Below are 26,994 nucleotides of genomic sequence, written 5' to 3' on the forward strand. Positions count from 1 at the left end.
ACGGTAGGAGCGGGCTGGCCCCGCGATGTCGTCAGCGCCTGACCAGCAACACCCCACTCTCCATGTGGTGCGTATACGGAAACTGGTCAAACAACGCACACCGCTCGATACGGTGGGTGTCGTGCAGTTGGGCGATGTTGGCCGCCAGGGTTTCCGGGTTGCAGGAGATGTACAGGATGTTGTCGAAACGCCGGGTCAGCTCACAGGTGTCCGGGTCCATGCCGGCACGCGGCGGGTCGACGAACACGCTACCGAACGCGTAGCTCTTCAGGTCAATGCCTTCCAGGCGGCGGAACGGACGCACCTCATTGAGCGCCTCGGTCAGCTCTTCGGCAGACAAGCGCACCAGGCGCACGTTATCCACACCGTTGTCATCGAGGTTGTGCAGTGCGGCATTCACCGAGGTCTTGCTGATCTCGGTGGCCAGTACCTTGCGCACCCGGGTGGCCAGCGGCAGGGTGAAGTTGCCGTTGCCGCAGTACAGCTCCAGCAAGTCGTCCTGGCGTTCGCCCAGGGCCTCGTAGGCCCAGTTGAGCATCTTCTGGTTCACCGTGCCGTTGGGCTGGGTGAAGGCGCCTTCCGGCTGGCGGTAGCGGAAGCTGCGCCCGGCGACTTGCAGCTCTTCAACGGCGTAGTCACGGCCGATCACCACGCGCTTGCCCTTGGAGCGACCAATGATGCTCACACCCAGGTCGCTGGCCAGTTGCTGCGCCGCTGCTTCCCAGTGCTCGTCCAGCGGACGGTGGTAGCACAGGGTGATCATCGCGTCGCCCGCCAGGGTGGTGAGGAACTCCACCTGGAACAGCTTGAAGCTCAATGCCGAGCTGGCCATCCAGGCGGCCTTGAGGCGTGGCATCAGCTCATTGATGCGCAGGCTGGCGATGGGGAAGTCTTCGATCAGGATCGGCGTGTGCTTCTCGCCCGGCGCGAACATGGCGTAGAAGCGCTGCTCGTTCTCGCGCCACAGGCGAAACTCGGCGCGCAGGCGATAGTGCTCGCGCGGTGAGTCGAACACCGCAGGTTCCGGGGCATCGAACGGCGCCAGCAGCTCGCGCAGGCGGGCAGCCTTGGCGTCGAGTTGCTGGGTGTAGGACGAAGGATCGAGGACAGCACTCATGCGTTGAACCAGCCCAGCTTGATGACAAAGAGGATCGAGAGGATCACCAGCGCCGGGTTCAGGTCACCACGGCGGCCGGAGATCAGCTTGATCGCGGTCCAGGAAATGAAACCGAAGGCGATGCCGTTGGCGATCGAGTAGGTCAGCGGCATGGCCAGGGCAGTGATGACCACCGGTGCGGCTTCGGTGACGTCGTCCCAGTTTATTTCTGCCAGGCCCGAGGCCATCAGCACGGCGACGAACAGCAGCGCCGGGGCGGTGGCGAAGGCCGGCACGCTACCGGCCAGCGGGGCGAAGAACAGCGCCAGCAGGAACAGGATGGCGACCACGATGGCGGTAAGGCCGGTGCGACCGCCGGCACTCACACCGGCTGCCGATTCGATGTAGCTGGTGGTGGTCGAAGTACCCAGCAGGGAACCGGCCATGGCCGCAGTACTGTCGGCGATCAGGGCGCGGCCCATTTTGGGCATGTGGCCGTCCTTGCGCATCAGGCCGGCACGCTTGGCAACACCGATCAGGGTGCCGGAGTTGTCGAACAGGTCGACGAACAGGAAGGCGAAGATCACGCTGATCAGGCCCACATCCAGCGCGCCCTTGATGTCCAGCTGCAGGAAGGTCGGCGCCAGCGACGGCGGCATCGAAACCACACCGGCGAACGGGGTGAAGCCCAACGCGATGGAGGTCACGGTCACCGCCAGGATGCCGATCAGAACCGCACCACGGACCTTCAGGGCCTCCAGGGCGACGATCAGGAAGAAGCCCAGGGTGGCGAGGATCGGTGCCGGTTGCTTGAGGTCGCCCAGGCCCACCAGGGTCGCCGGGTTGTCGACCACGATGCCGGCGTTGTGCAGGGCGATCAGCGCCAGGAACAGGCCGATACCGGCTGCAATGGCCGAACGAAGCGGCAGGGGGATGCTGTTGACGATCCATTCCCGGATACGAAAGATCGACAGCAGGAAGAACAGCACCGCCGAGATGAACACCGCCCCCAGTGCCACCTGCCAGGTATGGCCCATGTGCAGGACCACGGTGTAGGTGAAGAAGGCGTTCAGGCCCATGCCCGGCGCCAGGGCGATCGGGTAGTTGGCGATCAGGCCCATGGTGGTCGAACCGATGGCCGCTGCCAGGCAGGTGGCAACGAACAGCGCGCCCTTGTCCATGCCGGTCTCGCCGAGAATGCTCGGGTTGACGAACAGGATGTAGGCCATGGCCAGGAAGGTGGTGACGCCCGCGAGAATCTCGGTACGCACATTGGTGTTGTGTGCTTTTAGTTGAAACAGCCTTTCCAGCATGCCTGCTCCCCGTGGCGCGCCCCGGCGCCGTGAATGTATCGACCCCATCAGCAAAGCACAGACCGTACCGGGTGGCGTGTGCAATTTGAATGGGCCGGAAAAAAGCCGCGCATCATACCAGCATGCTCGCCGAGCGGTAATTAATGTGTGGATACACTGCAGATGTGCGCAGTTTCAGGGCGTTTTTCCGATCAACTACGCTTGAGAGATACACACAGGAGAACGCCCATGAGCCACAGAGCCCTGATCGTAGTTGCCGAAGGCGTCGATGACCTGCAGTGCGTGACCTTGATCGATGTCTTGCGCCGGGCCGAGGTAGAGGTGGTGGTCGCCAGCATCGAGGGCAGGCGGATGCTGACCTGCGCCCGGGGTACGCGCCTGACTGCCGACGGCATGCTGGTGGACATCCTTGCCCAGCCCTTTGACCTGATCGTCTTGCCCGGGGGCGAGAAGGGCGCGATGCACATGGCGGCGCACCAGCCGCTGGAACAGCAGGTGAAGGACCAGGCCAAGACCGGTAAATTCTTTGCCGCCATCGCCGAGGCCCCCGCGCTGGCGCTGCAGGCGTTCGGTGTCTTGCGCCAGCGGCGCATGACCTGTCATGCCGATGTCAGTCAGCAATTGTCGGGGTGCAGTTTTGTCGACCAGCCGGTGGTGGTGGATGGCAACTGCATCACGGCGCAAGGGTCGGGAGCGGCCTTGGAGTTTGCCCTGGTGCTGGTGGAGCAACTGGCGGGAAAAGCGCTGAGAAAAAAGGTGGCGGCGCAGTTGGGGGTGTAAGCATCGCGGGGCAAGCCCGCTCCTACGGTAGGAGCGGGCTTGCCCCGCGAAAGGCCTTCATGACGAATGCATATGATCGCGCCGCGCCAACGTCGGAAACAGCTTGATCCACACCCCCGTCACCACCAGCGTCCCCACCCCGCCCAGCACCACGGCGGGCACCGTACCGAACCAGTGCGCCGTCACCCCGGATTCAAATTCCCCCAACTGATTCGAGGCGCCGATGAATAAGCCGTTCACCGCACTCACCCGCCCGCGCATTTCATCCGGGGTTTCCAGCTGCACGAAGGCACCGCGGATCACCATGCTGATCATGTCGGCTGCACCCAGCACGGCCAGTACCGCCAACGAGAACCAGAACGAGGTCGACAGGCCAAAGGCGATGGTGGCCACGCCAAAGATGCCGACCGCGGTAAACATCACCCGGCCCACGTTGCGCTCCACCGGGAAGCGCGCCAGCCACAGCGACATCAGCAATGCGCCCACCGCCGGCGCCGAACGCAACAGGCCCAGGCCCCAGGGACCGGTGAGCAGGATGTCCTTGGCGAATACCGGCAGCAGTGCAGTGGCGCCGCCCAGCAATACGGCGAACAAGTCCAGGGAAATAGCGCCAAGGATGTCCGGGCGGCTGCGGATAAAGCGAATGCCGGCCAGCAGCGAGTCCAGGCTGGCGCGGCCGGTTTGGGGCACTTGCGGGCGGACGCTGAGGCTCAAGGTCAGCAGGCAGGCGGTCACGTACAGCAGCACCGTCGGGCCATAGACCCAGACACTGCCAAAGGCATACAGAAAACCCCCGACCGCCGGCGCCACGATGGTCGCCGACTGCATTGCCGAGGCCGAGGCGGCCACCGCGCGCGGGAACAGGCCCGGCGGCACGACGTTAGGCAGCAGCGCCTGGGTGGCCGGCATTTCAAAGGAGCGGGTGGCACCGAGCAGGAAGGCCAGGATGAAGATCATCTCGCGGCTGACGCTGTCGGTGCTGCTGCCAATCACCAACGCGACGGCGATCAGCGCCTGGATGCTCTGGCACAAGGCGGCGACCCGGCGGCGGTCATAGCGGTCGGCAACATGGCCGGTGTGCAGCATGAACAGCACCCGTGGGGCGAACTCCACCAGGCCGACCAGGCCCAGGTCGAGCACGTTGCCGGTCAACTGGTACAGGTGCCAGCCGATGGCCACAGTGAGCATCTGGAAGCCGCTGGCGGTACATACCCGGGCCAGCCAGAACTTGAGGAAGGGACGATGGTGACGCAACAGCTGCGGATGGTCTGACATCGGCGGAACAGAGCCTCGGCGAGGGGGGCGGGGCAGCAGATTATCATCAGTTTGTAACAGCAGGTTGCAGGGTTCGCGGCTGTTGTGCGGTTAGCGCACTGTTTTGGGGCGCCGTAAAGGGGGTGAGACAACCGGTCACGCGGCAATCAACCACACAACCGCGCGGGGCTTTCAGGACTATCCTTTCTGGCAACCGTTGACCTGGATCAATAGTTTCATTTGCAACGGTTGGGCCGTACGGCCGAATTCCCTGCGATTTGATGTTTTTAGAACAATTCCAACCAGCCGCACTCAACTACCGTGGGGGCAGTTGGCGCCAAGGCGCGTTGCCTGACGCCGGATTACCTGACAGAGGAAGCACTATGTTCGGATTAGAGGCTCTAGATCTCGCCCGAATTCAGTTCGCATTTACCGTGTCGTTTCACATCCTGTTTCCGGCCATCACCATTGGCCTGGCGAGTTACCTGGCGGTACTTGAAGGGTTGTGGCTAAAGACCAACAACAGTGTCTACCGTGACCTTTATCACTTCTGGTCGAAGATCTTTGCCGTCAACTTCGGCATGGGGGTGGTGTCTGGCCTGGTCATGGCGTACCAGTTCGGGACCAACTGGAGCAAGTTCTCCGACTTTGCCGGTTCCATCACCGGCCCGCTGCTGACCTACGAAGTGCTCACCGCCTTCTTCCTCGAGGCCGGTTTCCTCGGCGTCATGCTCTTTGGCTGGAACCGTGTTGGCCGTGGCCTGCACTTCTTCGCCACGGTCATGGTGGCCATCGGCACCATCATTTCCACCTTCTGGATTCTTGCCTCCAATAGCTGGATGCAAACCCCCCAGGGTTACGAGATCGTCAATGGCGTGGTAATCCCGGTGGACTGGTTCGCCGTTATCTTCAACCCATCGTTCCCGTACCGCCTGGCGCACATGGCCACCGCTGCGTTCGTGGCCACCGCGTTCTTCGTTGGCGCTTCGGCGGCCTGGCATTTGCTGCGCGGGCGTGACAACCCGGCCATCCGCAAGATGCTCTCGATGGCCATGTGGATGGCCCTGATCGTTGCCCCGATCCAGGCGGTGATTGGTGACTTCCACGGCTTGAACACCCTCAAGCACCAGCCGGTGAAAATCGCTGCGATCGAAGGCCACTGGGAAAACATCCCCGGCGAGCCGACGCCGCTGATCCTCTTCGGCATTCCCGACATGGAAGCCGAGACCACCCGCTTCAAGCTGGAAATCCCCGCCCTGGGCAGCCTGATCCTGACTCACAGCCTGGACAAGCAAGTGCCGGCGATGAAGGAGTTCCCGAAAGAGGACCGGCCAAACTCCACCGTGGTGTTCTGGTCGTTCCGGATCATGGTCGGCCTGGGAATGCTGATGATCTTCGTTGGCTTGTGGAGCCTGTGGCTGCGCAAGAGCGACAAGCTCTACAGCTCGCGTCCGTTCCTGTACCTGACCTTGTGGATGGGCCCCTCCGGCCTGATCGCGATCCTGGCCGGGTGGTTCACCACTGAAATCGGCCGTCAGCCCTGGGTGGTCTATGGCCTGATGCGTACCGCCGACGGTGTCTCGAACCACAGCTACACCCAGCTGGGCGTGACCCTGGTGATGTTCGTGGTGGTCTACTTCGCCCTGTTTGGCGCGGGCCTGGGCTACATGATGCGCCTGGTGCGCAAGGGGCCGAAGACCGGCGAGGGTGATGAAACCAACCCCGGTGGCCCTGGCCAGAAACGCACGCCTGCACGGCCGCTGTCGGCTGCCGGTGACGATCATGACGATGGCGAACACGCCAGCCTGAGCAAGGGGAACTGAATCATGGGTATTGATCTTCCACTGATCTGGGCCGTGATCATCATCTTCGGGATCATGATGTATGTGGTCATGGATGGCTTCGACCTTGGCATCGGCATTCTCTTTCCCTTCGTCAAGGCCGAGCAGGACCGCGACGTGATGATGAACACCGTTGCGCCGGTCTGGGACGGTAACGAAACCTGGCTGGTACTGGGCGGCGCGGCATTGTTCGGCGCCTTCCCGCTGGCCTACGCCGTGGTGCTGTCGGCGCTGTACCTGCCACTGATGCTGATGCTGATCGGCTTGATCTTCCGGGGCGTGGCGTTCGAGTTCCGCTTCAAGGCCAAGGCCGACAAGCGTCACCTCTGGGACAAGGCCTTCATCGGCGGCTCGCTGGCCGCCACCTTCTTCCAGGGTGTGGCCCTGGGCGCCTTCATCGAAGGCTTCAAGGTGGTCGACCGCAGTTATGCCGGCGGCTCCCTGGACTGGCTGACACCGTTCAGCCTGTTCTGTGGCCTGGGGCTGATCGTGGCCTATGCCTTGCTCGGCTGCACCTGGCTGATCATGAAGACCGAAGGCAAGCTGCAGCTGCAGATGCACGACCTGGCACGCCCGCTGGCGCTGGTGCTGCTGGCGGTGACCGGTATCGTGAGCATCTGGACGCCGCTGGCGCACCCGGACATCGCCACCCGCTGGTTCAGCCTGCCTAACCTGTTCTGGTTCCTGCCGGTGCCGATCCTGGTGCTGGTGACCCTGTACGGTTTGCTCAAGGCCGTGGCCCGCAATGCGCACTACACCCCGTTCCTGCTGACCCTGGTACTGATCTTCCTCGGCTACAGCGGCCTGGGTATCAGCTTGTGGCCGAACATCATCCCGCCGTCGATCTCGATCTGGGACGCTGCCGCGCCACCGCAGAGCCAGGGCTTCATGCTGGTGGGAACGCTGTTCATCATTCCGTTCATCCTTGGCTACACCTTCTGGAGCTACTACGTGTTCCGCGGCAAGGTGACCCATGAGGACGGCTATCACTAGGAGTCCTGGCGATGACTGGCAAGCACACGTATGACGAAGAGAAAAAGCCGCTCTGGCAACGGCTGGGCTGGCTGGCGGTCATTTGGGCCGGCAGCGTGGCGGCCCTGGGGATTGTGGCCTGGCTGATGCGCATGTTCATGGCGGCAGCCGGCCTGAGCACCCACTGACAAACATTCCCATCCCGCCTTGCGGCGGATTTAGCGCCCTTCGCGACCCAGGTTGCGAAGGGTTTTTTTTGCCTGTAGGAGCGGGCTTGCTCCGCGATAGCGGTCTGTCAGCCACATCGCATCGCGGGGCAAGCCCGCGCCTACCGGCGGTGTATTACTTGCGAGCCTTGAGCACCACGAACTTGGGCGTGGCCGCCACTTGCTCGACACCACGGAACAAACGCGCCAGCTTGCTGTGGTAGCCCAGGTGTCGGTTGCCGACGATGTACAGCGAGCCGCCCACCACCAACGCCTCACGGGCTTGCTGGAACATGCGCCAGGCGAGGAAGTCGCCCACCACTTGTTGCTGGTGGAACGGCGGGTTGCACAGCACCACATCCAGCGATTGCGCCGGTTGCCCGGCCAGGCCGTCGTCGGCACGTACGCTGACTTCGCGCTCGCCCAGTGCCGCACGCCAGTTTTCCAGGGCCGACTGCGTGGCCATGTACGACTCATCCACCAGGGTGTAGTGCGCCTGTGGGTTGCTCAGGGCGCTGGCGATGGCCAGTACGCCGTTGCCGCAGCCAAGGTCGGCGACCCGGGCCGTGCCCAGGTTGCCCGGCAGGTGCGGCAGGAATGCCCGGGTGCCGATGTCCAGGCCTTCGCGGCAGAACACGTTGGCATGGTTGAGCAGCTCCAGGCGTGGCGACTCCAGCGCGTAGCGGGTCGGGTAGGGGGAGGTGAATGCCGGCTTGTCCGCGGCGGTGGCAATCAACAGGCGGGCTTTTTTGCGCGCCAGCGAGGCCTGCACCGGGCCGATGTATTTTTCCAGCAGGTCGCCGGCGGCGCGTGGCAGGTGCTTGATCATCGCCCCGGCAATGACCTGGGCGCCCGGGGCAAGGTGACCTTGCAGGCGGATCAGTTGCTCTTCGAGCAAGGCCAGGGTCTTGGGTACCCGTACCAGCACACGGTCGAACGGGCCTTGCCACGTGGTATTGGCCGGGATGAAGGCGACGGCATCGAAGGCCTGGCCGTTGCGCACCAGGTTCTTCTCCAGTGCCAGGTGAGCCAGGTGCGAGTCACCGCTGCTGTGGAGCGGAAAATGCCGGCTCAGGCTGATCGCCAAGGCCCCGAAGCTGTCATTGAGTACCAGGACCCGGGTCGAGGGCGCCGGTGCCTGCTCGGCCAGGTGTTCCAGCACGTATTCGTCGGCGGCGTCGAACGCTTGCAAGGGATCGTTGGCTTGCTCGGGCTGGCGTAGCAGGTCGAGTTCGGCAAAAGGGCTGGTCAGCAAGGGCATGGCGTAAGGCTCTGAGGCTATGGCGCGCCGCGCAATTGGCGGCGAGTGACAGGGGCGCAATTCTACAAGGGTTTTGCCAGGCAGGGGCCGATTCACGCAGGCATCGGCTGATCGGTGGCCGTCAGGGGTGACAGCGAAACGGATGCCACTACAATCCTGCGGTGTTTATCCGGGCCTGTTTGCGCGACACTGGGCGCATCTGTTTTTTGGAGGAAGTCATGACTGCCAGCGCTGAAAAGTTCACTCGCCAGACGTTGCTCGACGTCCAGCCGCTGACCCCCAGCCTGTTCAGCCTGCGTACCAGTCGCGATCCGGGGTTTCGCTTCCGGTCCGGCCAGTTCGCTCGCCTGGGCGTGACCAAGGCCGATGGCAGCGTGGTCTGGCGCGCCTACTCGATGGTGTCGGCGCCCCACGATGAGCACCTGGATTTCTTTTCCATCGTGGTGCCGGGCGGTGAGTTCACCAGCGAGCTGAGTCGACTGCGCGAGGGCGACAGCCTGCTGATTGATCGCCAGGCCTTCGGCTTCTTGACCCTGGATCGCTTTGTCGATGGCCGTGACCTGTGGTTGCTGGCCACCGGCACCGGCATTGCACCGTTCATGTCGATCCTGCAGGACTTCGAGGCGTGGGAGCGTTTCGAGTCGATCAAGCTGGTGTACTCGGTGCGCGAAGCCAAGGAGCTGGCCTACCTGGACCTGATCGCAGGCCTTGAGCAGCGCGATTACCTGGCCGAGTACGCGGGCAAGTTGCAGTTCATTCCGGTGGTTACCCGCGAGCAGCACCCGGGTGCCCTCAACGAACGCATCACGACCCTGATTGAGAACGGCGAGCTGGAGCGGGCCGCCGGGCTGGCACTGACGCCTGAGCACTCGCGGGTGATGCTGTGTGGCAACCCACAGATGATCGACGACACGCGTCAGGCGCTCAAGCTTCGGGGTTTGAATTTGAGCCTGAGCCGCCGGCCCGGGCAAGTGGCCGTGGAAAACTACTGGTAGGAGCGGGCTTGCCCCGCGATGCGATGTGGCTGACAGACCGCAATCGCGGGGCAAGCCCGCTCCTACAATGAAAAACGGCGCCATTGGCGCCGTTTTTCTTTGGATTCAGGGTTGCCGATTCTGCGACTTGAGCAGGTCGCGGATCTCGGTGAGCAGCTCTTCTTCCTTGGTGGGGACCGGTGGCAGGCTAGGCGCCTCGGCTTCTTCACGCTTGAGGCGGTTGATTACCTTGACGCCCATGAAGATTGCGAACGCGACGATGACGAAGTCCAGCACAGTCTGGATGAACTTGCCGTAGGCCAGCATCACGGCCGGGACGTCACCTTCGGCCGCCTTGAGGGTAATGGCCAGGTCACTGAAGTCCACGCCACCGATCAGCAAACCGATTGGCGGCATCACCACATCGCCTACAAAGGATGAAACGATTTTGCCGAAGGCCGCGCCGATGATGATACCGACGGCCATGTCGACCACGTTGCCTTTGACCGCGAAGGCCTTGAATTCACTGAGCACGCCCATGGTTTATTCCTTGTAACAGATGAGGTTGGTAGGCGAAGTGTAAATCAGCTATGCGCTTCATGCTCCGCGCTGCTGCAACAGACTGCGTTTATATCCAATAGTTTTGTCGATTTCTGTGGCGGCCCAGGTCACCCCGGTCGGCTATCATGGTCCCTTTTTCCAGAGGACCGTCCCCATGGCCAAGGCCAAGCGCATGTACGGCTGCACTGAGTGCGGCGCCACCTTTCCCAAGTGGGCTGGGCAATGTGGCGAATGCGGGGCCTGGAACACCCTGGTCGAAACCGTGCTGGAAAGCGGCGCAGCCGCGGCGCCCAGCGGTCGTACCGGCTGGGCCGGGCAGCAGGCGCAGATCAAGACGCTGGCCGAGGTCAGCATCGAGGAAATCCCGCGCTTCAGCACCGCCAGCGCCGAGCTGGACCGGGTGCTCGGCGGTGGCCTGGTCGACGGCTCCGTGGTGTTGATCGGCGGTGACCCAGGCATCGGCAAGTCGACGATCCTGCTGCAGACCCTGTGTGCCATCGCCACGCGCATGCCGGCGCTGTACGTCACCGGTGAGGAGTCCCAGCAGCAGGTGGCCATGCGCGCACGGCGCCTGGGGCTGCCCCAGGACCAGTTGCGGGTCATGACCGAAACCTGCATCGAAACCATCATCGCCACGGCGCGGGTGGAAAAGCCCAAGGTCATGGTGATCGACTCGATCCAGACCATCTTCACCGAGCAACTGCAATCGGCACCGGGCGGGGTTTCCCAGGTGCGGGAAAGCGCCGCCTTGCTGGTGCGTTACGCCAAGCAGAGTGGCACGGCGATCTTCCTTGTCGGTCATGTGACCAAGGAGGGCGCGCTGGCCGGCCCTCGGGTGCTGGAGCACATGGTCGACACCGTGCTGTATTTCGAGGGTGAGTCCGATGGCCGCCTGCGTTTGCTGCGGGCGGTGAAGAACCGCTTCGGCGCGGTCAATGAGCTGGGCGTGTTCGGCATGACCGACCGTGGCCTCAAGGAAGTCTCCAACCCCTCGGCGATCTTCCTCACCCGCGCCCAGGAGGAAGTCCCCGGCAGCGTGGTCATGGCCACCTGGGAAGGTACCCGGCCGATGCTGGTGGAAGTCCAGGCGCTGGTCGATGACAGTCATTTGTCCAACCCCCGGCGGGTCACCCTGGGCCTGGACCAGAATCGCCTGGCCATGCTGCTGGCGGTACTGCACCGCCACGGCGGCATCCCGACCCATGACCAGGACGTGTTCCTCAACGTGGTGGGCGGGGTCAAGGTACTGGAGACCGCCTCGGACCTGGCATTGATGGCGGCGATCATGTCCAGCCTGCGTAACCGTCCGTTGGACAACGGCCTGCTGGTGTTCGGCGAGGTGGGCTTGTCTGGTGAGGTGCGCCCGGTGCCCAGCGGCCAGGAGCGTTTGAAGGAAGCGGCCAAGCATGGCTTCAAGCGGGCCATCGTGCCCAAGGGCAACGCCCCCAAGGAGGCCCCGGCCGGCCTTCAGGTGATTGCCGTGACCCGGCTTGAGCAGGCGCTGGACGCGCTGTTCGAGTAGTCGCCCGAATCGCACAAACAAAAAGGGCCGGTGATGCGCACCGGCCCAGCTTCAATGGCCTTGGGAAAGATCAGTGTTCCGAGACGGCCTCTCGGCGCACAGGTGGCTCCCCGTGCTCCCCTTCACCCATCACAGGCACTTCCTTGCCTTCGGCATTGAACAGCTTGCCATCCTCGAAGTAGTCACCGTCACGCAGGGCGGAGATGTCCGAGTAATGGATGGTGCGTTCGTAGGCGGCGGCGAACACCGACTGCTGATCCGAGTTGCCGGCCGTGAAGTGGTTGAACACCAGGTTCAGGACGATGGCCATGATCGCAGCCGAGCTGATGCCGGAGTGGAAGATGGTCTCGAACCAGTTGGGGAACTGCGCGTAGAAGTTCGGTGCGGCGATCGGGATCATGCCAAAGCCCAGGGAGGCGGCGACGATGATCAGGTTGACGTTGTTCTTGTAGCTGACCTTGGACAGGGTACGGATACCACTGGCCGCCACGGTACCGAACAGGACGATACCGGCGCCACCGAGTACCGAGGTCGGCACTGCGGCAATCACGCGGCCCATGATCGGCAGCAGGCCGAGCACTACCAGGATGACACCGCCGGTGGCGACCACATAGCGGCTCTTGACCCCGGTCACGGCGACCAGGCCGACGTTCTGGGCGAAGGCGCTCTGGGTGAAGGAGCCGAAGATCGGTGCCAGGATGCTGGACGCCATGTCGGCGCGCAGGCCGTTGCCCAGGCGCTTGGAGTCGACTTTGGTGTCGATGATTTCACCCACGGCGAGGATGTCTGCCGAGGTTTCCACCAGGGTCACCATGATCACGATGCACATCGACAGGATCGCGGCGATGTGGAAGGTCGGCATGCCGAAGTGGAAGGGCGTCGGGAAAGCCACCAGCGGGCCTTCGAGCACCTTGCTGAAGTCAGCCATGCCCAGCGACCAGGCGATCAGGGTACCGATGACCATGGCCAGCAGGATCGACAGGCGCGAGATGGTCGCGCTGCCCAGTTTGCTCAGCACCAGAACGATGACGAAGGTCAGCGCTGCCAGGCCGATGTTGGCCATGCTGCCGAAGTCCGGGGCTTTGCTGTTGCCGCCCATGACCCAGCGTGCGGCGACGGGCATCAGGGTCAGGCCGATGGTGGTGATGACGATACCGGTCACCAGCGGCGGGAAGTATTTGGTGATGCGCGAGAACACCGGCGTGATCAGAAACCCGAGGAAGGACGCCGCCATGACCGCACCCAGTACGCCGGGCAGGCCGCCACCGCCTTCACTGCTGAGAATCGCACCCATGGTTGCCACACCAGCGAACGAAACCCCTTGCACCAGCGGCAGCTGGCAACCGAAGAACGGCAGGCCGAGGGTCTGCAACAGGGTGGCCAGACCACCGGCAAACAGCGATGCGGCGATCAGCAGGCCGATTTCCGCCGGTGTCAGGCCAGCGGCCTGTCCGAGGATCAGGGGAACGGCAACGATACCGCCGTACATGGTCAGAACGTGCTGCAGGCCGTACGCCAGGTTTGCACCTAGGCCCAGATTTTCGTCTTCGGGACGTGGGGCTGAAGACGTGCTAGGGGAGGACGTATTCATGGGGCAGGGTCTCTGTGTTTTATTTTTGTGGGGCTACTGTAGACATTTCCTACAGTCGAAAGCCAGCGCAATTGTATACAATTTTTAGATTGGCATAGGAACAGTAAGGCTATCCGTTTGGGTCCATTACTCAATGCAGGTATCGTTCCAACGCCCAGGCGCAGGCCTCGCAGGGCTGCGTGAAAGGTGACATTCGGTGGAAAAAAACTGTCCAAGTGGACAGAAAAAGAGAGAAGCCTGCCAGGAAGGGAAGTAGATAGCAGGCTAATAGATTCTAAACTTCGATCAGTTCTCGCAGTTCGCGCATCATTTCGGTGCTGTCGGCCAGGTTCAATTCCACCAGACGGTGCAAATGGGTCATCGAATCAATGTCGATGTGCAGGCAGATGAAGCCGAGCTGGTCGGACTCTTCATGGCGCAGTTCAACCTGCATGCAGACTTTTTCCAGGTCGCCCAAGTGAACAATGGCCTCGAAGTCCTGGGTCAGGTCGGCATCCCAGGGCTCGGGCCGTTCAACCAGCATGCCCTTGAGTGAAAGGTCGATCAGGGTCACGGGCCAGCAGCGCTCGCCCTGGCACAACTCGGTGGGCGCATCGAAGGCCACACGCTGAAAACGTCGACGTTCTTGGTGGTCGCTCATGATCGGGCACTCCGGGGTTCTTCCTGACTATAGCTCAGGCCTTGCCAAGGCCTGCGCATGGGCGCATAACAACAGCTGCCCATACCGCGTTGAGGGCTCTAGACCAACGTGGGGGCTGGCCTTTCCTGCCAGTATCGCTAGACTCCAATGGCTGTCTTTTATCCACTAGTGGAAGCAAACCATGAACAACAATAATAGCCTGCTACGCCACATTCCGTGGCTGGCGCTGGCAGTCATAGGGGCCTGTGCGCTGGGTGTGGTAGCCCTGCGTCGTGGCGAGGCCATCAACGCCTTGTGGATCGTGGTCGCGTCGGTCGCCATCTACCTGGTCGCCTATCGCTACTACAGCCTGTTCATCGCCACCAAGGTGATGCAGCTGGACCCGCGCCGGGCCACCCCGGCGGTGCTCAACAACGATGGTCTGGACTATGTGCCGACCAACAAACACATTCTTTTCGGTCACCACTTTGCCGCCATCGCTGGCGCCGGCCCCCTGGTCGGTCCGGTCCTGGCCGCGCAAATGGGCTACCTGCCCGGCACGCTCTGGCTGATCGCCGGCGTGGTGCTGGCCGGTGCGGTACAGGACTTCATGATCCTGTTCCTGTCCACCCGCCGCAACGGTCGCTCCCTGGGTGACATGGTCCGCGAGGAAATGGGCCGTATCCCGGGCACCATCGCCCTGTTCGGCTGCTTCCTGATCATGATCATCATCCTCGCGGTGCTGGCGCTGATCGTGGTCAAGGCCCTGGCCGAGAGCCCGTGGGGCATGTTCACGGTGATGGCGACCATCCCGATCGCGATGTTCATGGGCATTTATATGCGCTACATCCGCCCGGGCCGCATCGGTGAGATCTCGCTGATGGGCGTGGTGCTGCTGTTGCTGTCGATCTGGCTGGGGGGCCAGGTTGCCGCCGATCCGGTCTGGGGCCCGGCCTTCACCTTCACCGGTGTGCAGATCACCTGGATGCTGGTGGGCTACGGCTTTGTTGCCGCCGTACTGCCGGTCTGGCTGGTACTGGCGCCGCGTGACTACCTGTCCACCTTCCTCAAGATCGGCACCATCGTCGGCCTGGCCATCGGTATCCTGATCATCGCGCCCGAGCTGAAAATGCCGGCGCTGACCCAGTTCACCGACGGCACCGGCCCGGTCTGGAAGGGCACCCTGTTCCCGTTCCTGTTCATCACCATTGCCTGCGGCGCGGTGTCGGGCTTCCACGCACTGATTTCCTCGGGCACCACGCCCAAGCTGCTGGATAACGAAACCAACGCCCGCTACATCGGTTACGGCGGCATGCTGATGGAGTCGTTCGTCGCCATCATGGCCATGGTTGCCGCTTCGGTGATCGAGCCTGGCGTGTACTTCGCCATGAACAGCCCGGCTGCGGTAGTCGGTTCCGATGTGGTCAGCGTGGCCCAGACGGTCAGCAGCTGGGGCTTCACCATTACCCCGGACGCCCTTGAGGCGGTCGCCAGGGACATCGGCGAGCACACCATCCTGGCCCGTGCCGGGGGTGCGCCGACCCTGGCGGTCGGTATCGCGCAGATCCTGCACCAGGTGCTGCCGGGTGAAAACACCATGGCGTTCTGGTACCACTTCGCGATCCTGTTCGAGGCGCTGTTCATCCTCACCGCCGTGGACGCCGGTACCCGTGCCGGGCGCTTCATGCTCCAGGACCTGCTGGGCAGCTTCGTTCCAGCCCTCAAGCGTACCGAGTCGTGGGGTGCCAACCTGCTCGCGACCGCAGGCTGCGTGGCCCTCTGGGGTTACCTGCTGTACCAGGGCGTGATCGATCCGCTGGGTGGCATCAACACCTTGTGGCCGCTGTTCGGTATCTCCAACCAGATGCTGGCCGGTATCGCGCTGATGCTCGGCACCGTGGTCCTGATCAAGATGAAGCGCCAGCGCTACATGTGGGTCACCCTGCTGCCGGCGGTATGGCTGCTGATCTGCACCACCACCGCGGGCTTCATCAAGCTGTTCGATCCGAACCCGGCGGTCGGCTTCCTGGCCCTGGCCAACAAGTACAGCACCGCGCTCGACGCCGGTCAGGTACTGGCCCCGGCCAAGGACATCGGCCAGATGCAGCACGTGATCTTCAACGCGTACACCAACGCAGCCCTGACCGGCCTGTTCCTGCTCGTGGTCTTCAGCATTCTGTTCTTTGCCCTCAAGGTCGGTATCGCCGCCCTGAACAAAAAAGAGCGGACTGACAAAGAGTCCCCGTTCCAGGCCCTGCCGGATGCGTAACCTTCGAGGAATGCAGTGATGTTCAACGATCTCGGTCGACTGGGTAAGTACCTGGGGCAGGCAGCCCGCCTGATGGTCGGCATGCCCGACTACGACAATTACGTCGAGCATATGCAGACCAAGCACCCGGACAAGCCGGTGATGAGCTACGAGGCGTTCTTCCGCGAGCGCCAGGAAGCCCGTTACGGCGGCAAGGGTGGGCCCAAGTGCTGTTGAACCACAGTCACTGACGGCGCTAGAACCTGTGGGAGCCCGGCTTGCCGAGCTCCCACAGTCATTTTCAGCTCAGGAGATTTTCCGTTTGCACGCGCCCATACCCGTAACAGTACTCAGCGGTTTTCTGGGGGCCGGCAAGACCACCTTGCTGCGCCATCTGCTCAAGGCCGAGCACGGCCTGAAGATCGCCGTGATCGAGAACGAATTCAGCGACGCCGGTATCGACACCCAGTTACTGGGCGACGAGCCGGTGCAGGTCGTGACCCTGGCCAACGGTTGCGTGTGCTGCAGCATCCATACCGACCTGACCAAGGCGCTGGTGCTGTTGCTCGAGCGCCTGGACAGTGGCGAGATCGCCTTCGACCGACTGGTGATCGAGTGCACCGGCCTGGCCGACCCTGCGCCTGTGGCGCAGACCTTCTTCATCGACGAGGAGCTGCGTGATCGCTATATCCTCGACGGCATCATCACCCTGGTCGATGCCGCCCACGCCGAGCAGCACCTGACCCAGGCCATCGCCCAGGCGCAGGTGGGGTTCGCCGACCGCCTGCTGGTGAGCAAGACCGACCTGGTCGATGCCGACAGCTTCCAGGCATTGAGCGAGCGCCTGGGGCGCATCAACCGCCGGGCGCCGATCCGGGTGGTCGAGCACGGTCGCATTGACCTGGCCGAACTGCTGGATGTACGCGGTTTCAACCTCAATGCAGACCTGGGCGGCGGCTTGAGCTTGCGCCCGGTTTCGCAGCCTGTGACCCCGGACCGTATCTCGAGCCTTGTGCTGCGCACCGAGACGCCATTGGACATCGACCGGCTCAGCGACTTCATGAACCAGTTGCTGGAAGACCATGGCAAGCAACTGCTGCGCTACAAGGGCGTGCTCAACATTGCCGGTGAGGACCGGCGCCTGGTGTTCCAGGGCGTGCTCAAGCTCTATGGCTTTGACTGGGATACCGACTGGGCGCAAGGGGAGACGCGCGAGAGCGTGATGGTATTCATTGCCGACGAGCTGCCGGAGGCGAAGATCCGCGCAGGTTTCGAGGCCTTGACCACCTTGTAGGAGCGGGCTTGCCTCGCGATTCGAGGGTGCGGCCACTACCGCTATCGCGGGGCAAGCCCGCTCCTACAGGCACAAAAAAGCCCGGCTATTGAGCCGGGCTTTTTCACATCAGGCGTGCGATCAGTTGCCGTAGACCGGCAGCTTGGCGCAGATGGCCTTGACCTTCTCACGAACGGCGTCGATCACCGCTTCGTTGTTCAGGTCAGCCAGGATGTCGCAGATCCAGCCGGCCAGTTCCTTGCACTCTGCTTCCTTGAAGCCGCGAGTGGTCACAGCCGGGGTACCGAAGCGCAGGCCGGAGGTGACGAACGGGGAACGTGGGTCGTTAGGGACCGAGTTCTTGTTGACGGTGATGAAGGCGCGACCCAGGGCGGCGTCGGCGTCTTTACCGGAGATTTCCTGCTTGATCAGCGACAGCAGGAACAGGTGGTTCTGAGTACCGCCAGAGACGACGTCAAAACCGCGCTCGATGAACACGCCGGCCATGGCCTGGGCGTTCTTCACCACTTGCTGCTGGTAAGCCTTGAACTCAGGCTGCAGTGCTTCCTTGAAGCAGATGGCCTTGGCGGCAATCACGTGCTCCAGTGGGCCGCCCTGGGCGCCTGGGAATACGGCGGAGTTCAGCTTCTTCTCGATGTCGGCGTTGGCGCGAGCCAGGATCAGGCCGCCACGTGGACCGCGCAGGGTCTTGTGGGTCGTGGTGGTAACGACGTCGGCGAATGGAACCGGGTTCGGGTACACGCCTGCAGCGACCAGACCGGCAACGTGGGCCATGTCGACGAACAGGTAGGCACCGACCTTGTCAGCGATGGCGCGGAAGCGTGGGAAGTCCAGGATCTGCGAGTAGGCAGAGAAACCGGCAACGATCATCTTCGGCTTGTGCTCGACCGCCAGACGCTCGACTTCGTCGTAGTCGATCAGGCCGTTGGCATCGATACCGTACTGGACAGCGTTGTACAGTTTGCCCGAAGAGCTGACGTTGGCACCGTGGGTCAAGTGACCACCGTGGGCCAGGCTCATGCCCAGGATGGTGTCACCGGCCGACAGCAGGGCCAGGTAGACAGCGGCGTTGGCCTGGGAACCGGCGTGCGGCTGGACGTTGGCGTAGTCGGCGCCGAACAGTTCCTTGGCACGGTCGATAGCCAGTTGCTCGACCACGTCGACGTACTCGCAACCGCCGTAGTAGCGCTTGCCTGGGTAACCTTCGGCGTACTTGTTGGTCAGCACCGAGCCCTGGGCTTCCATGACAGCCGGGCTGGTGTAGTTTTCCGAAGCGATCAGCTCGATGTGCTCTTCCTGGCGCTGAGCTTCTTGCTCCATAGCGGCAAAGAGATCGGCGTCGTACTTGGCAATGGTCAAATCACGGCTGAACATGGCGGTCCTCAAGGATCGTGCTGAAATAGGCGGGCATTCTACCCCATCAGAAATTGTCTGGCATATGAAAGGGCATCATGTCGCAGACAAATGGGGTTCATGAGCGACAAGCTGCAAGTTTCAAGCGGCAAGAGGAGCAGGGTGGGACGTGAATTGTCGTTCACCCGATGCTTTTCGCTTGCAGCTTGCAGCTTGCAGCTTGCAGCTTGCAGCTTGCAGCTTGCAGCTTGCAGCTTGCAGCTTGCAGTCCTCAGTCGAACATGAAGAGTGTTTCGTTGCTGAATTGGGCTTCAAACTGGTTGGCCGGCATGGGCCGGCCGAACAGGTAGCCCTGTACTTCGTCGCAGCCGTGCTCACGCAGGAATTCCAGCTGCTCATGGGTTTCCACGCCCTCGGCGATCACCGCCAGGTTCAGGCTGTGGGCCATGGCGATGATGGCCCTGGCGATCTGGGCATCCTGTTCGCCTTCGGGCAGGCCGTCGACGAAGGTGCGGTCGATCTTCAGTACGTCGATCGGGAACTGCTTGAGGTAGTTGAGCGACGAGTAGCCGGTGCCAAAGTCGTCGACCGCAATGCTCAGGCCGAGGTTCTTCAGGCTGTCGAGAATCACCATGGCTTCGTTGACCTCGCGCATCAGGATGCTCTCGGTCAGCTCCAGCTCCAGGCACGCCGGCGGCAGGCCGGTGTCTTTGAGGATGGTGGCGATCCGCGTACCCAGCTGGCCGTCGGAGAATTGCCGGGCGGAGATGTTCACCGACACCTTGGGCACGCGCACCTTGTCCTGGTGCCAGGCCTTGAGCTGGCGGCAGGCTTCCTTGATGACCCAGTCGCCAACATCCACCACCAGCCCCAACTCCTCGATCACCGGGATAAAGTCACCCGGCGGCACCAGCCCGCGACGCGGGTGGCGCCAGCGCAGCAGGGCCTCGGCCCCGGTCAGGCGCTTGCCGTCGCCGCTGAACTGCGGTTGGTAATAAAGGATGAATTCGTTCTGCTCCAGCGCGTGGCGCAGGTCGCTTTCCAGTTCCAGGCGCTCCAGGGCGCTGGCGTTCATGTCGGCCTGGTAGAACTGGAAGTTGTTCTTGCCGCGCTCTTTGGCGTGGTACATGGCCGTGTCGGCGTTTTTCATCAGTTGGCTGAGCTCGCTGCCGTCCTGCGGACTCAGGGCAATGCCGATACTGGCCGTGACGAAGAACTCGCGGTTTTCCAGCACGAACGGTCGCACCAGGCTGGCGAGGATTTGCTCGGCCACATGGATGGCGCGATTGAGTGCCATCTCGCGGGTGGCCCGTGGTTGCAGCAGCAGGGTGAATTCGTCACCGCCCATGCGCGCCACGGTGTCGTCATTGTCGACGCAGTCGAGCAGACGCTCAGCCATGTCCTTGAGCATGCGATCGCCGGCGGCATGGCCGAGGGAGTCGTTGATCGGCTTGAAGCGGTCCAGGTCCAGGAACATCAGCACCACCCAGGCCTTTTGCCGCTCGGCCTGTTGCAGGGCCGTGTGCAGGCGGTCCTGGAACAAGGTGCGGTTGGGCAGGTGGGTCAGGGCGTCATAGTAGGCCAGGCGGTGGATGCGCTGTTCGCTGGCCTTGCGCTCGCTGATGTCGGTAAAGAAGCACACATAGCTGGCCAGGTCGCCTTCGTCATCGAGCACGGCAGTGATGCCGACCCAGGCCGGGTAATGCTCGCCGCTGCGGCGCTTGAGCCACACTTCACCTTCCCAGGTGCCGCGCTGGTTGAGTTGCTTGAGCACGTAGCGCAGGTGCGCTTCCTGGTGTTCATCGACAGTCAGCATGCCCGGCAGTTGGTCGAGGACATCGGCCACGGCATGGCCGCTGACCCGGCTGAACGCCTCGTTGGCCTGGACGATGTAGCCGGCCGGGTCGGTGATCAGGATCGCCGAGGTCGAGTGCTCGAATACCGTGGCAGCCATGCGCAGGTCCTTCTCGGCCCGGCGTTGCTGGCTGATGTCGCGGCCGACGCCGAGGATTCCCTCGAAGCGCTCCTGGTCGTCCCACACCAGCACCAGGCGCAACTCGATCGGAATCTTGCGGCCATCGGCGCGCAGGCAGTCGAACAGGAACAGCTGGGTTGGCAGTTGGGTGCGCAGTTGTTCGAGCTGCGCGGGGTCGCCCAGGGCGCGATTGACCCGCTCGACCAGGCTGTAGATGCCGGTCAGTTGCGCGGGGTTGGCGATGGTCGACTGCCAGCCATTGTCGAAGATCCACTGCACGCCGTAGCCGAGCACGGCGTGTACCGACGGGCTGACATAGTTGAGCTGTAGCTGGTTGTCGGTAGAGAAGATCACGTCGCTGATGCTTTCGGCCAGCATGCGGTAGCGCTGCTCGCTGTCGCGCAGCGATTCGCTGGCTTCGATCTGGTCGGTGACGTCCTTGCCCACGCCGATGATGCGGGTGACCTGGCCCGCGCTGTTGCGGGTCAGGGCCTGTTCGCGGATATCGAAGCGCCGCCAGCTGTTGTCGTGGTGACGGAAGCGCAACTGGCAATGCAGTTGCTGGGCGTAGCCGGAGTCGCGTTGTTGCCGGCGCATCTTCAGGTAGAGCTGGGCATCCTCAGGGTGCAGCAAGCGCTCCCAGAACTGCTCGCCCAACTGCGCGAGTTCCGCACGGTCGTAGCCCAGGGTCTGGCCCAGGTTGCGGTTGCTGAAGATCATCCGCTGGCTGTCTACATCCTGCACATAGAGTTGGTCAGGCACGGTTCGCACCACATCCGACCAGAAGCTTTCACGCTCCAGCAACGACAGCTCGACCTGCTTGCGGCTGGTGATGTCGCTGATGCTCAGAATCACCGCCTGGTAATCGCGGCGGTGTTCGGGGAAGCGCACCATCAACCACAAGTGCATCTCCTGGCCATCGGCCAGGGGCAGGCGGACCTCCAGTTCCAGCAGGTGCTGCTTGTCCAGCACTGCCTCGAGCAGTTGCAGGCCAATGCCGTCGCTGCCGTCCCCGGTGCCTTCGATCAAACGTTGCCAGGCGCCGTTGCTGCATTGCACGCCGAGCAACTGCAGGGCGACCTGATTCACTTCGGTCACTTTCAACTCTTGCAGCAGCGCACGGCGCAACGGCAGGTCGAAGCCCAGGCGTTGGGCGAGCGCCTGGCGGCTGGGCAGGCGGTGGCGCTCCAGCATCCCGGGCAGGCCGGAGAGATCGAGCACGCACAGGGCGACCCCGGTGCCTTCGAAGATGTCGTGATAGCGCCGGCGGCTTTCTTGCAGCATGCGATGGCGACGACGCATGTTGATCAGCGCCAGCAGCGGGATCAGGGCGCAGAACAGGCCCAGTACACATTTGCCGATCAGCGCCGGCAGCAGTTGCTGGCGGGCAAGTCCCGCATCGAACAGGCCGCGCAGTTGCCAGGTACTGTTGTCGAGGAACGCCAGCATCACGCTTTGCAGCGGCTCGTCACTGCCGGGCGTTGGCGGGTGGCGGTTGATGATGTGGCCGGTGCGGCTGTTTTCCAGCAGCCACAGCGGATGATTGGGGCGGTCCAGGTGCGAGGTCAGGTCGTTGTAGTAGGTCGCGTCCAGGCGCAGCAGCCAGTGCCCCGGTGCCGCATCGGGCTGGTGAAGCAGCAAGTAGATGAGCCGGTTGTCCGGGGTGTTGCTGTAGTAATAAGGACGATCCTGGCTCAACTGCAGCAGAGTGTGCAGGGTGCTCGAGTCGGGGGTGTCGCCGAGGCTGTCGGCGAGCACGGAACCGTTTGCGTCGATCCAGGCCAGGCTTTGCAGCGCAGGCATGCGGGCTTGCAGGTGCGCGAGCGTCTCCGGCAGTTGTTCCTTGGCAACCGACGAGCGGTAGGGCTGCACCAGGTTCAGGGCCTGCTGGGCCTTGAGTGCCATGTTCAGGGACAGGTGATCGGCAAGCTCGACGCTGGCGTCCAGGCTGTGCTGGTACTGGTCGGCCTGGGTGTGGCGGTACTGGTCGACAAGCTGCCAGAGCAGCAGGCCAAGCAACAGGAATACCAGCAGGGCCAGGGCACTCTTCAAGGAGCCGCGCAAGGGTGAGCCGGACGCGCTGGACGGTGTGCGCAAGGATGTCGGCTGAGTGAGATTGGTCAAACGATGATCCTGCGGTATGGCTGGATGGCAGGTTTAGAGCTGCTGGGGGGCAGGCACCGCGGTCCTGGCGGCTACTCCGGTTTCGCACTATAAGCCCGACGCCCGAAGGGCGGTTAGCATGCCCGCAAACGTGGCAAAGTGCCAGCCCTGTTCGTCGGCGGTTTGCCCAACCAGGCGCATTACGGTAGCTTTGGCCCTTTCCTGGGGGCTGCGGCTCCCCTCATCTGTTTCGTACTCATTTTTTCGTCTCTGACGCTAGGTTTTTCCATGGCTCAATACGTCTTTACCATGCATCGGCTGGGCAAAGTTGTCCCACCGAAGCGGGAAATTTTGAAGAACATCTCCCTGTCGTTTTTCCCAGGCGCCAAGATCGGCGTGCTTGGCCTGAACGGCTCGGGTAAATCCACCCTGCTCAAGATCATGGCCGGTGTCGACAAAGAGTTCGACGGCGAAGCCCGCCCGATGCCAGACCTGAACATCGGCTACCTGCCACAGGAACCGCAACTGGACCCGACCAAGACCGTACGTGAAGTGGTCGAGGAAGCGGTCAGCGTGATCAAGAACGCCCAGGCGCGTCTGGACGAGGTCTACGCGGCCTACGCCGAGCCGGATGCCGACTTCGACAAGCTGGCCGCCGAACAGGCCAAGCTCGAAGCCATTCTGCAGGCCAGCGATGGTCATAACCTGGAGCGCCAGCTGGAAGTGGCGGCCGACGCCCTGCGCCTGCCGGCCTGGGACGCGAAGGTCGAGCACCTGTCCGGTGGTGAAAAGCGTCGCGTGGCCCTGTGCCGCCTGCTGCTGTCGGCCCCCGACATGCTGCTGCTCGATGAACCGACCAACCACCTGGACGCCGACTCTGTCGCCTGGCTGGAACATTTCCTCCACGACTTCCCGGGTACCGTGGTCGCGATTACCCACGACCGTTACTTCCTGGACAACGTTGCGGGCTGGATCCTCGAACTCGACCGCGGCGCCGGTATTCCGTACGAAGGTAACTACTCGGGTTGGCTGGAAGCCAAGTCTGATCGACTGGCCCAGGAATCCAAGCAGCAGTCGGCCCATGAAAAGGCCATGAAGGAAGAACTGGAGTGGGTGCGCAAAGGCGCCAAGGCACGTCAGTCCAAATCCAAGGCCCGTCTGCAACGCTTTGAAGAAATGCAGTCGCAGGAATTCCAGAAGCGCAGCGAGACCAACGAGATCTACATCCCGGCAGGCCCACGCCTGGGTGACAAGGTCATCGAATTCAAGAACGTCACCAAGGGCTACGGCGATCGCGTCCTGATCGACAACCTGTCTTTCAGCATGCCAAAAGGCGCCATTGTTGGCGTGATTGGTGGTAACGGTGCCGGTAAATCGACCCTGTTCCGTATGCTCATGGGCAAGGAACAGCCAGATTCGGGCACCATCGAAATCGGTGAAACCGTGCAACTGGCGTGCGTCGACCAGAGCCGCGAGGACCTGGACGGCAGCAAGACCGTGTTCCAGCAGATCTCCGACGGTTCCGACCAACTGCGTATCGGCACCTACGAGATTCCGTCGCGTACCTACGTGGGTCGCTTCAACTTCAAGGGCGGCGATCAGCAGAAGTTCGTCAAGGACCTCTCCGGTGGTGAGCGTGGCCGTCTGCACCTGGCCCTGACCCTCAAGGAAGGCGGCAACGTCCTGCTGCTCGACGAACCGTCCAACGACCTGGACGTTGAAACCCTGCGTTCGCTGGAGGAAGCCCTGCTGGACTTCCCGGGCGCCGCCATCGTGATCTCTCACGATCGCTGGTTCCTTGACCGTGTGGCCACCCACATCCTGGCGTACGAAGACGACTCGCAAGCCGTGTTCTTCGAGGGCAACTACACCGAGTACGAAGCCGATCGCAAGAAGCGCCTCGGCGAAGCCGCTGCCCAGCCGCATCGGGTACGGCACAAAAAACTGGCATAACCTTTACCGGTTTGCACAAAAACGGGGCCTTCGGGCCCCGTTTTTTTTTTAGCGTTTTTTTTCGCGGGGCAAGCCCGCTCCTACAGGATGTGGGGCGGGGTTGCTTGGCGAACAAAGTGTATACACTTATACAAACGCACCATTTAATTTCATAAAAACGACATTCCGCCCTGTTGCGGTGCGACTGGTTCTTGGTAAAGTTCCGAAAAAATAAATAAGTCCCACTCTATCTGGTGAAATGTCTCATGTCTGAATCCGTCGAAGACTTCCTCTCTCGTCTAAAGCAACGCGACCCAGCCCAACCTGAATTCCATCAGGCCGTGGAAGAAGTGCTGCGCAGCCTCTGGCCTTTCCTTGAAGCCAACCCTCATTACCTGCAGGCCGGCGTCCTCGAGCGCATGGTCGAGCCTGAGCGGGCGATCCTGTTCCGTGTGTCGTGGGTCGATGATGCCGGCAAGGTCCAGGTCAACCGCGGCTACCGTATCCAGATGAGCAGCGCCATTGGCCCGTACAAGGGCGGCCTGCGCTTCCACCCGTCGGTGAACCTGGGCGTGCTCAAGTTCCTGGCCTTTGAACAGGTGTTCAAGAACTCCCTCACCTCGCTGCCCATGGGCGGCGGTAAAGGCGGTTCGGACTTCGATCCGAAGGGCAAGAGCGACGCTGAAGTCATGCGCTTCTGCCAGGCCTTCATGAGCGAGCTGTACCGCCACATCGGCGCTGACCTCGACGTGCCGGCCGGTGACATCGGCGTGGGCGCCCGCGAGATCGGCTTCATGTTCGGCCAATACAAGCGTCTGGCCAACCAGTTCACCTCGGTACTGACCGGCAAGGGCATGACCTACGGCGGCAGTCTGATCCGCCCAGAAGCCACCGGCTACGGCTGCGTGTACTTCGCCGAAGAAATGCTCAAGCGCCAGGACCTGCGCATCGATGGTCGTCGCGTGGCGGTCTCCGGTTCCGGCAACGTGGCCCAGTATGCCGCGCGCAAGGTCATGGACCTGGGCGGTAAGGTGATCTCGCTGTCCGACTCTGAAGGCACCCTGTACTGCGAAGCCGGCCTGACCGACGAGCAGTGGGATGCGCTGATGGAGCTCAAGAACGTCAAGCGTGGCCGCATCAGCGAACTGGCCGAGCGTTTCGGTCTGGAGTTCCGCAAAGGCCAGACGCCTTGGAGCCTGCCGTGCGACATCGCCCTGCCGTGCGCCACCCAGAACGAACTCAATGGCGAAGACGCCCGTACCTTGCTGCGCAATGGCTGCATCTGCGTGGCTGAAGGCGCCAACATGCCAACCACCCTCGATGCTGTGGATATCTTCATCGAGGCCGGCATCCTCTTCGCACCGGGCAAGGCCTCGAACGCCGGCGGCGTTGCGGTCAGTGGCCTGGAGATGTCGCAGAACGCCATGCGTCTGCTGTGGACTGCCGGTGAAGTGGACAGCAAGCTGCACGCGATCATGCAGTCGATCCACCACGCTTGCGTGCACTACGGTGAAGAAAACGGCCGTATCAACTACGTCAAGGGCGCCAACATCGCCGGCTTCGTCAAGGTCGCCGACGCCATGCTGGCCCAGGGCGTGGTCTAAGCCTCGGGTGTGATGGCGACGATCTCGATCTGTTGATCCCCGGCCGGTCGTCGCCATAACACTTCATCACCGGGGGCTGCGCCCAGCAGTGCCCGGCCCAGTGGTGAACCCCAGTTGATCAGGCCATGCGCAGCATCGGCCTGGTCTTCGCCGACCAGCTGCACCCGGTGTTGCTGGTTGTGTTCATCGACGTACGTCACCCGACTCCCTATCTGCACTTTGTCTTCAGCCGTTGCCTTGGGTACCACCTGGGCGCTCTGTACGCGCGCGTTGAAATAGCGCAGGTCGCGCTCGGTGTCGGCCAGGCGTTGTTTGTCGACGTGCTCACCCTGGGCTTGCAGCTCGCTGCGCAAGGCCTTGAGTTCGCCGAGCCGTTGCTGCAGCTGAGCCAGGCCCTGGGCGGTGACATAGTTGGGTTGCTCGCTGACGCGGCGCTCCACCGGCTGGTCGGCCTGGGTAGCGGCCTGGTCTTCGTTGACGAATGCTCGGCTCATG

At 62.6% G+C, this 26,994-nt stretch carries 21 protein-coding genes; 11 read left to right on the forward strand and 10 right to left on the reverse strand.

Features of this window, described 5'->3' with window-relative positions:
• Positions 1-31: 31 nt before the first annotated feature.
• Both trmA and U9R80_RS03235 read right to left on the reverse strand, forming a co-directional pair.
• Complete coding sequence (trmA, locus tag U9R80_RS03230) at positions 32-1,117, reverse strand: tRNA (uridine(54)-C5)-methyltransferase TrmA (protein WP_301842590.1); 1,086 nt, start codon at positions 1,115-1,117, stop codon at positions 32-34.
• Positions 1,114-2,409, reverse strand: coding sequence for an NCS2 family permease (locus tag U9R80_RS03235; protein WP_301842587.1), 1,296 nt, complete (start codon positions 2,407-2,409; stop codon positions 1,114-1,116). The genes trmA and U9R80_RS03235 overlap by 4 nt, the downstream gene beginning before the upstream one ends.
• Before the next feature lie 228 nt (positions 2,410-2,637).
• On the opposite strand from U9R80_RS03235, the gene U9R80_RS03240 reads away from it, so the two are divergent.
• A complete protein-coding gene (locus U9R80_RS03240) occupies positions 2,638-3,189 on the forward strand; it encodes a DJ-1 family glyoxalase III (RefSeq protein WP_301842583.1) in 552 nt (183 codons plus the stop codon).
• 57 nt (positions 3,190-3,246) lie between these two features.
• Here the strand turns inward: U9R80_RS03240 and U9R80_RS03245 are convergent, their stop codons facing one another.
• Positions 3,247-4,464 carry an MFS transporter gene (locus tag U9R80_RS03245; RefSeq protein WP_301842581.1) on the reverse strand — a complete coding sequence of 406 codons (1,218 nt, stop codon included), beginning with the start codon at positions 4,462-4,464 and terminating at the stop codon, positions 3,247-3,249.
• A 362-nt stretch (positions 4,465-4,826) separates the two neighbouring features.
• Between U9R80_RS03245 and U9R80_RS03250 the strand changes: the two genes are divergently transcribed.
• The 3 genes from U9R80_RS03250 to U9R80_RS03260 are packed head-to-tail and all read left to right on the forward strand — an operon-like array spanning position 4,827 to position 7,444.
• Complete coding sequence (locus U9R80_RS03250; protein ID WP_301842579.1) at positions 4,827-6,266, forward strand: cytochrome ubiquinol oxidase subunit I; 1,440 nt, start codon at positions 4,827-4,829, stop codon at positions 6,264-6,266.
• Positions 6,267-6,269: 3 nt separating this feature from the next.
• Complete coding sequence (gene cydB / locus U9R80_RS03255) at positions 6,270-7,277, forward strand: cytochrome d ubiquinol oxidase subunit II (RefSeq protein ID WP_301842578.1); 1,008 nt, start codon at positions 6,270-6,272, stop codon at positions 7,275-7,277.
• Positions 7,278-7,288: 11 nt separating this feature from the next.
• Positions 7,289-7,444 (forward strand): DUF2474 domain-containing protein, encoded by a 156-nt coding sequence (locus U9R80_RS03260; protein ID WP_036989853.1) that lies wholly within the window; start codon positions 7,289-7,291, stop codon positions 7,442-7,444.
• A gap of 154 nt (positions 7,445-7,598) precedes the next feature.
• Here U9R80_RS03260 and U9R80_RS03265 read toward each other — a convergent pair whose 3' ends face one another.
• A complete protein-coding gene (locus U9R80_RS03265) occupies positions 7,599-8,723 on the reverse strand; it encodes a methyltransferase (protein WP_301842574.1) in 1,125 nt (374 codons plus the stop codon).
• Positions 8,724-8,941: 218 nt separating this feature from the next.
• On the opposite strand from U9R80_RS03265, the gene U9R80_RS03270 reads away from it, so the two are divergent.
• The gene (locus tag U9R80_RS03270; RefSeq protein WP_301842571.1) at positions 8,942-9,718 is read left to right on the forward strand and encodes a ferredoxin--NADP reductase; all 777 of its coding nucleotides are present in this window, start codon (positions 8,942-8,944) and stop codon (positions 9,716-9,718) included.
• Positions 9,719-9,823: 105 nt separating this feature from the next.
• Here U9R80_RS03270 and mscL read toward each other — a convergent pair whose 3' ends face one another.
• Positions 9,824-10,237: a large-conductance mechanosensitive channel protein MscL gene (gene mscL / locus U9R80_RS03275; protein WP_301842569.1), complete on the reverse strand. Its 414-nt coding sequence runs from the start codon at positions 10,235-10,237 to the stop codon at positions 9,824-9,826.
• 175 nt (positions 10,238-10,412) lie between these two features.
• Between mscL and radA the strand changes: the two genes are divergently transcribed.
• A complete protein-coding gene (gene radA / locus U9R80_RS03280) occupies positions 10,413-11,780 on the forward strand; it encodes a DNA repair protein RadA (protein WP_028944029.1) in 1,368 nt (455 codons plus the stop codon).
• 70 nt (positions 11,781-11,850) lie between these two features.
• Here radA and U9R80_RS03285 read toward each other — a convergent pair whose 3' ends face one another.
• Together U9R80_RS03285 and U9R80_RS03290 are read right to left on the reverse strand one after the other, a co-directional pair.
• Positions 11,851-13,371: a nucleobase:cation symporter-2 family protein gene (locus U9R80_RS03285; protein ID WP_301842568.1), complete on the reverse strand. Its 1,521-nt coding sequence runs from the start codon at positions 13,369-13,371 to the stop codon at positions 11,851-11,853.
• Positions 13,372-13,645: 274 nt separating this feature from the next.
• Positions 13,646-14,011, reverse strand: a complete 366-nt coding sequence (locus U9R80_RS03290; RefSeq protein ID WP_301842566.1) for a PilZ domain-containing protein — start codon at positions 14,009-14,011, stop codon at positions 13,646-13,648.
• A gap of 181 nt (positions 14,012-14,192) precedes the next feature.
• On the opposite strand from U9R80_RS03290, the gene U9R80_RS03295 reads away from it, so the two are divergent.
• The 3 genes from U9R80_RS03295 to yjiA all read left to right on the forward strand — a co-directional run bounded on the left by U9R80_RS03295 (position 14,193) and on the right by yjiA (position 17,532).
• Positions 14,193-16,259, forward strand: coding sequence for a carbon starvation CstA family protein (locus U9R80_RS03295; RefSeq protein WP_301842563.1), 2,067 nt, complete (start codon positions 14,193-14,195; stop codon positions 16,257-16,259).
• An 18-nt stretch (positions 16,260-16,277) separates the two neighbouring features.
• Positions 16,278-16,475, forward strand: coding sequence for a YbdD/YjiX family protein (locus U9R80_RS03300; RefSeq protein WP_028944033.1), 198 nt, complete (start codon positions 16,278-16,280; stop codon positions 16,473-16,475).
• An 85-nt stretch (positions 16,476-16,560) separates the two neighbouring features.
• Positions 16,561-17,532, forward strand: a complete 972-nt coding sequence (gene yjiA, locus U9R80_RS03305) for a GTPase (RefSeq protein WP_301842561.1) — start codon at positions 16,561-16,563, stop codon at positions 17,530-17,532.
• A gap of 120 nt (positions 17,533-17,652) precedes the next feature.
• Here yjiA and glyA read toward each other — a convergent pair whose 3' ends face one another.
• On the reverse strand, positions 17,653-18,906 hold the full coding sequence (glyA, locus tag U9R80_RS03310) for a serine hydroxymethyltransferase (RefSeq protein ID WP_028944035.1): 1,254 nt from the start codon (positions 18,904-18,906) through the stop codon (positions 17,653-17,655).
• Positions 18,907-19,156: 250 nt separating this feature from the next.
• Positions 19,157-22,984 (reverse strand): bifunctional diguanylate cyclase/phosphodiesterase, encoded by a 3,828-nt coding sequence (locus U9R80_RS03315; RefSeq protein WP_301842557.1) that lies wholly within the window; start codon positions 22,982-22,984, stop codon positions 19,157-19,159.
• A 267-nt stretch (positions 22,985-23,251) separates the two neighbouring features.
• On the opposite strand from U9R80_RS03315, the gene ettA reads away from it, so the two are divergent.
• On the forward strand, positions 23,252-24,916 hold the full coding sequence (ettA, locus tag U9R80_RS03320; protein ID WP_301842556.1) for an energy-dependent translational throttle protein EttA: 1,665 nt from the start codon (positions 23,252-23,254) through the stop codon (positions 24,914-24,916).
• A 245-nt stretch (positions 24,917-25,161) separates the two neighbouring features.
• Positions 25,162-26,499, forward strand: coding sequence for an NADP-specific glutamate dehydrogenase (gene gdhA, locus U9R80_RS03325; RefSeq protein ID WP_301842555.1), 1,338 nt, complete (start codon positions 25,162-25,164; stop codon positions 26,497-26,499).
• On the opposite strand, the gene U9R80_RS03330 is transcribed toward gdhA, so the two are convergent.
• Positions 26,496-26,993, reverse strand: a complete 498-nt coding sequence (locus tag U9R80_RS03330; protein WP_301842552.1) for a GreA/GreB family elongation factor — start codon at positions 26,991-26,993, stop codon at positions 26,496-26,498. The two genes, gdhA and U9R80_RS03330, sit on opposite strands and share 4 nt — an antisense overlap.
• Between the last annotated feature and the right edge of the window lies 1 nt (position 26,994).

The sequence above is a fragment of the Pseudomonas sp. JQ170C genome (assembly GCF_035581345.1).
Taxonomy (GTDB): Bacteria; Pseudomonadota; Gammaproteobacteria; order Pseudomonadales; family Pseudomonadaceae; genus Aquipseudomonas.

What these genes read in the sequence shown, in the direction of transcription:
- trmA (WP_301842590.1), bottom strand. Translation starts at nt 1,117, where the DNA reads ATGAGTGCTGTCCTCGATCCTTCGTCCTACACCCAGCAACTCGACGCC.
- U9R80_RS03235 (WP_301842587.1), bottom strand. Translation starts at nt 2,409, where the DNA reads ATGCTGGAAAGGCTGTTTCAACTAAAAGCACACAACACCAATGTGCGT.
- U9R80_RS03240 (WP_301842583.1), top strand. Translation starts at nt 2,638, where the DNA reads ATGAGCCACAGAGCCCTGATCGTAGTTGCCGAAGGCGTCGATGACCTG.
- U9R80_RS03245 (WP_301842581.1), bottom strand. Translation starts at nt 4,464, where the DNA reads ATGTCAGACCATCCGCAGCTGTTGCGTCACCATCGTCCCTTCCTCAAG.
- U9R80_RS03250 (WP_301842579.1), top strand. Translation starts at nt 4,827, where the DNA reads ATGTTCGGATTAGAGGCTCTAGATCTCGCCCGAATTCAGTTCGCATTT.
- cydB (WP_301842578.1), top strand. Translation starts at nt 6,270, where the DNA reads ATGGGTATTGATCTTCCACTGATCTGGGCCGTGATCATCATCTTCGGG.
- U9R80_RS03260 (WP_036989853.1), top strand. Translation starts at nt 7,289, where the DNA reads ATGACTGGCAAGCACACGTATGACGAAGAGAAAAAGCCGCTCTGGCAA.
- U9R80_RS03265 (WP_301842574.1), bottom strand. Translation starts at nt 8,723, where the DNA reads ATGCCCTTGCTGACCAGCCCTTTTGCCGAACTCGACCTGCTACGCCAG.
- U9R80_RS03270 (WP_301842571.1), top strand. Translation starts at nt 8,942, where the DNA reads ATGACTGCCAGCGCTGAAAAGTTCACTCGCCAGACGTTGCTCGACGTC.
- mscL (WP_301842569.1), bottom strand. Translation starts at nt 10,237, where the DNA reads ATGGGCGTGCTCAGTGAATTCAAGGCCTTCGCGGTCAAAGGCAACGTG.
- radA (WP_028944029.1), top strand. Translation starts at nt 10,413, where the DNA reads ATGGCCAAGGCCAAGCGCATGTACGGCTGCACTGAGTGCGGCGCCACC.
- U9R80_RS03285 (WP_301842568.1), bottom strand. Translation starts at nt 13,371, where the DNA reads ATGAATACGTCCTCCCCTAGCACGTCTTCAGCCCCACGTCCCGAAGAC.
- U9R80_RS03290 (WP_301842566.1), bottom strand. Translation starts at nt 14,011, where the DNA reads ATGAGCGACCACCAAGAACGTCGACGTTTTCAGCGTGTGGCCTTCGAT.
- U9R80_RS03295 (WP_301842563.1), top strand. Translation starts at nt 14,193, where the DNA reads ATGAACAACAATAATAGCCTGCTACGCCACATTCCGTGGCTGGCGCTG.
- U9R80_RS03300 (WP_028944033.1), top strand. Translation starts at nt 16,278, where the DNA reads ATGTTCAACGATCTCGGTCGACTGGGTAAGTACCTGGGGCAGGCAGCC.
- glyA (WP_028944035.1), bottom strand. Translation starts at nt 18,906, where the DNA reads ATGTTCAGCCGTGATTTGACCATTGCCAAGTACGACGCCGATCTCTTT.
- ettA (WP_301842556.1), top strand. Translation starts at nt 23,252, where the DNA reads ATGGCTCAATACGTCTTTACCATGCATCGGCTGGGCAAAGTTGTCCCA.
- gdhA (WP_301842555.1), top strand. Translation starts at nt 25,162, where the DNA reads ATGTCTGAATCCGTCGAAGACTTCCTCTCTCGTCTAAAGCAACGCGAC.
- U9R80_RS03330 (WP_301842552.1), bottom strand. Translation starts at nt 26,993, where the DNA reads ATGAGCCGAGCATTCGTCAACGAAGACCAGGCCGCTACCCAGGCCGAC.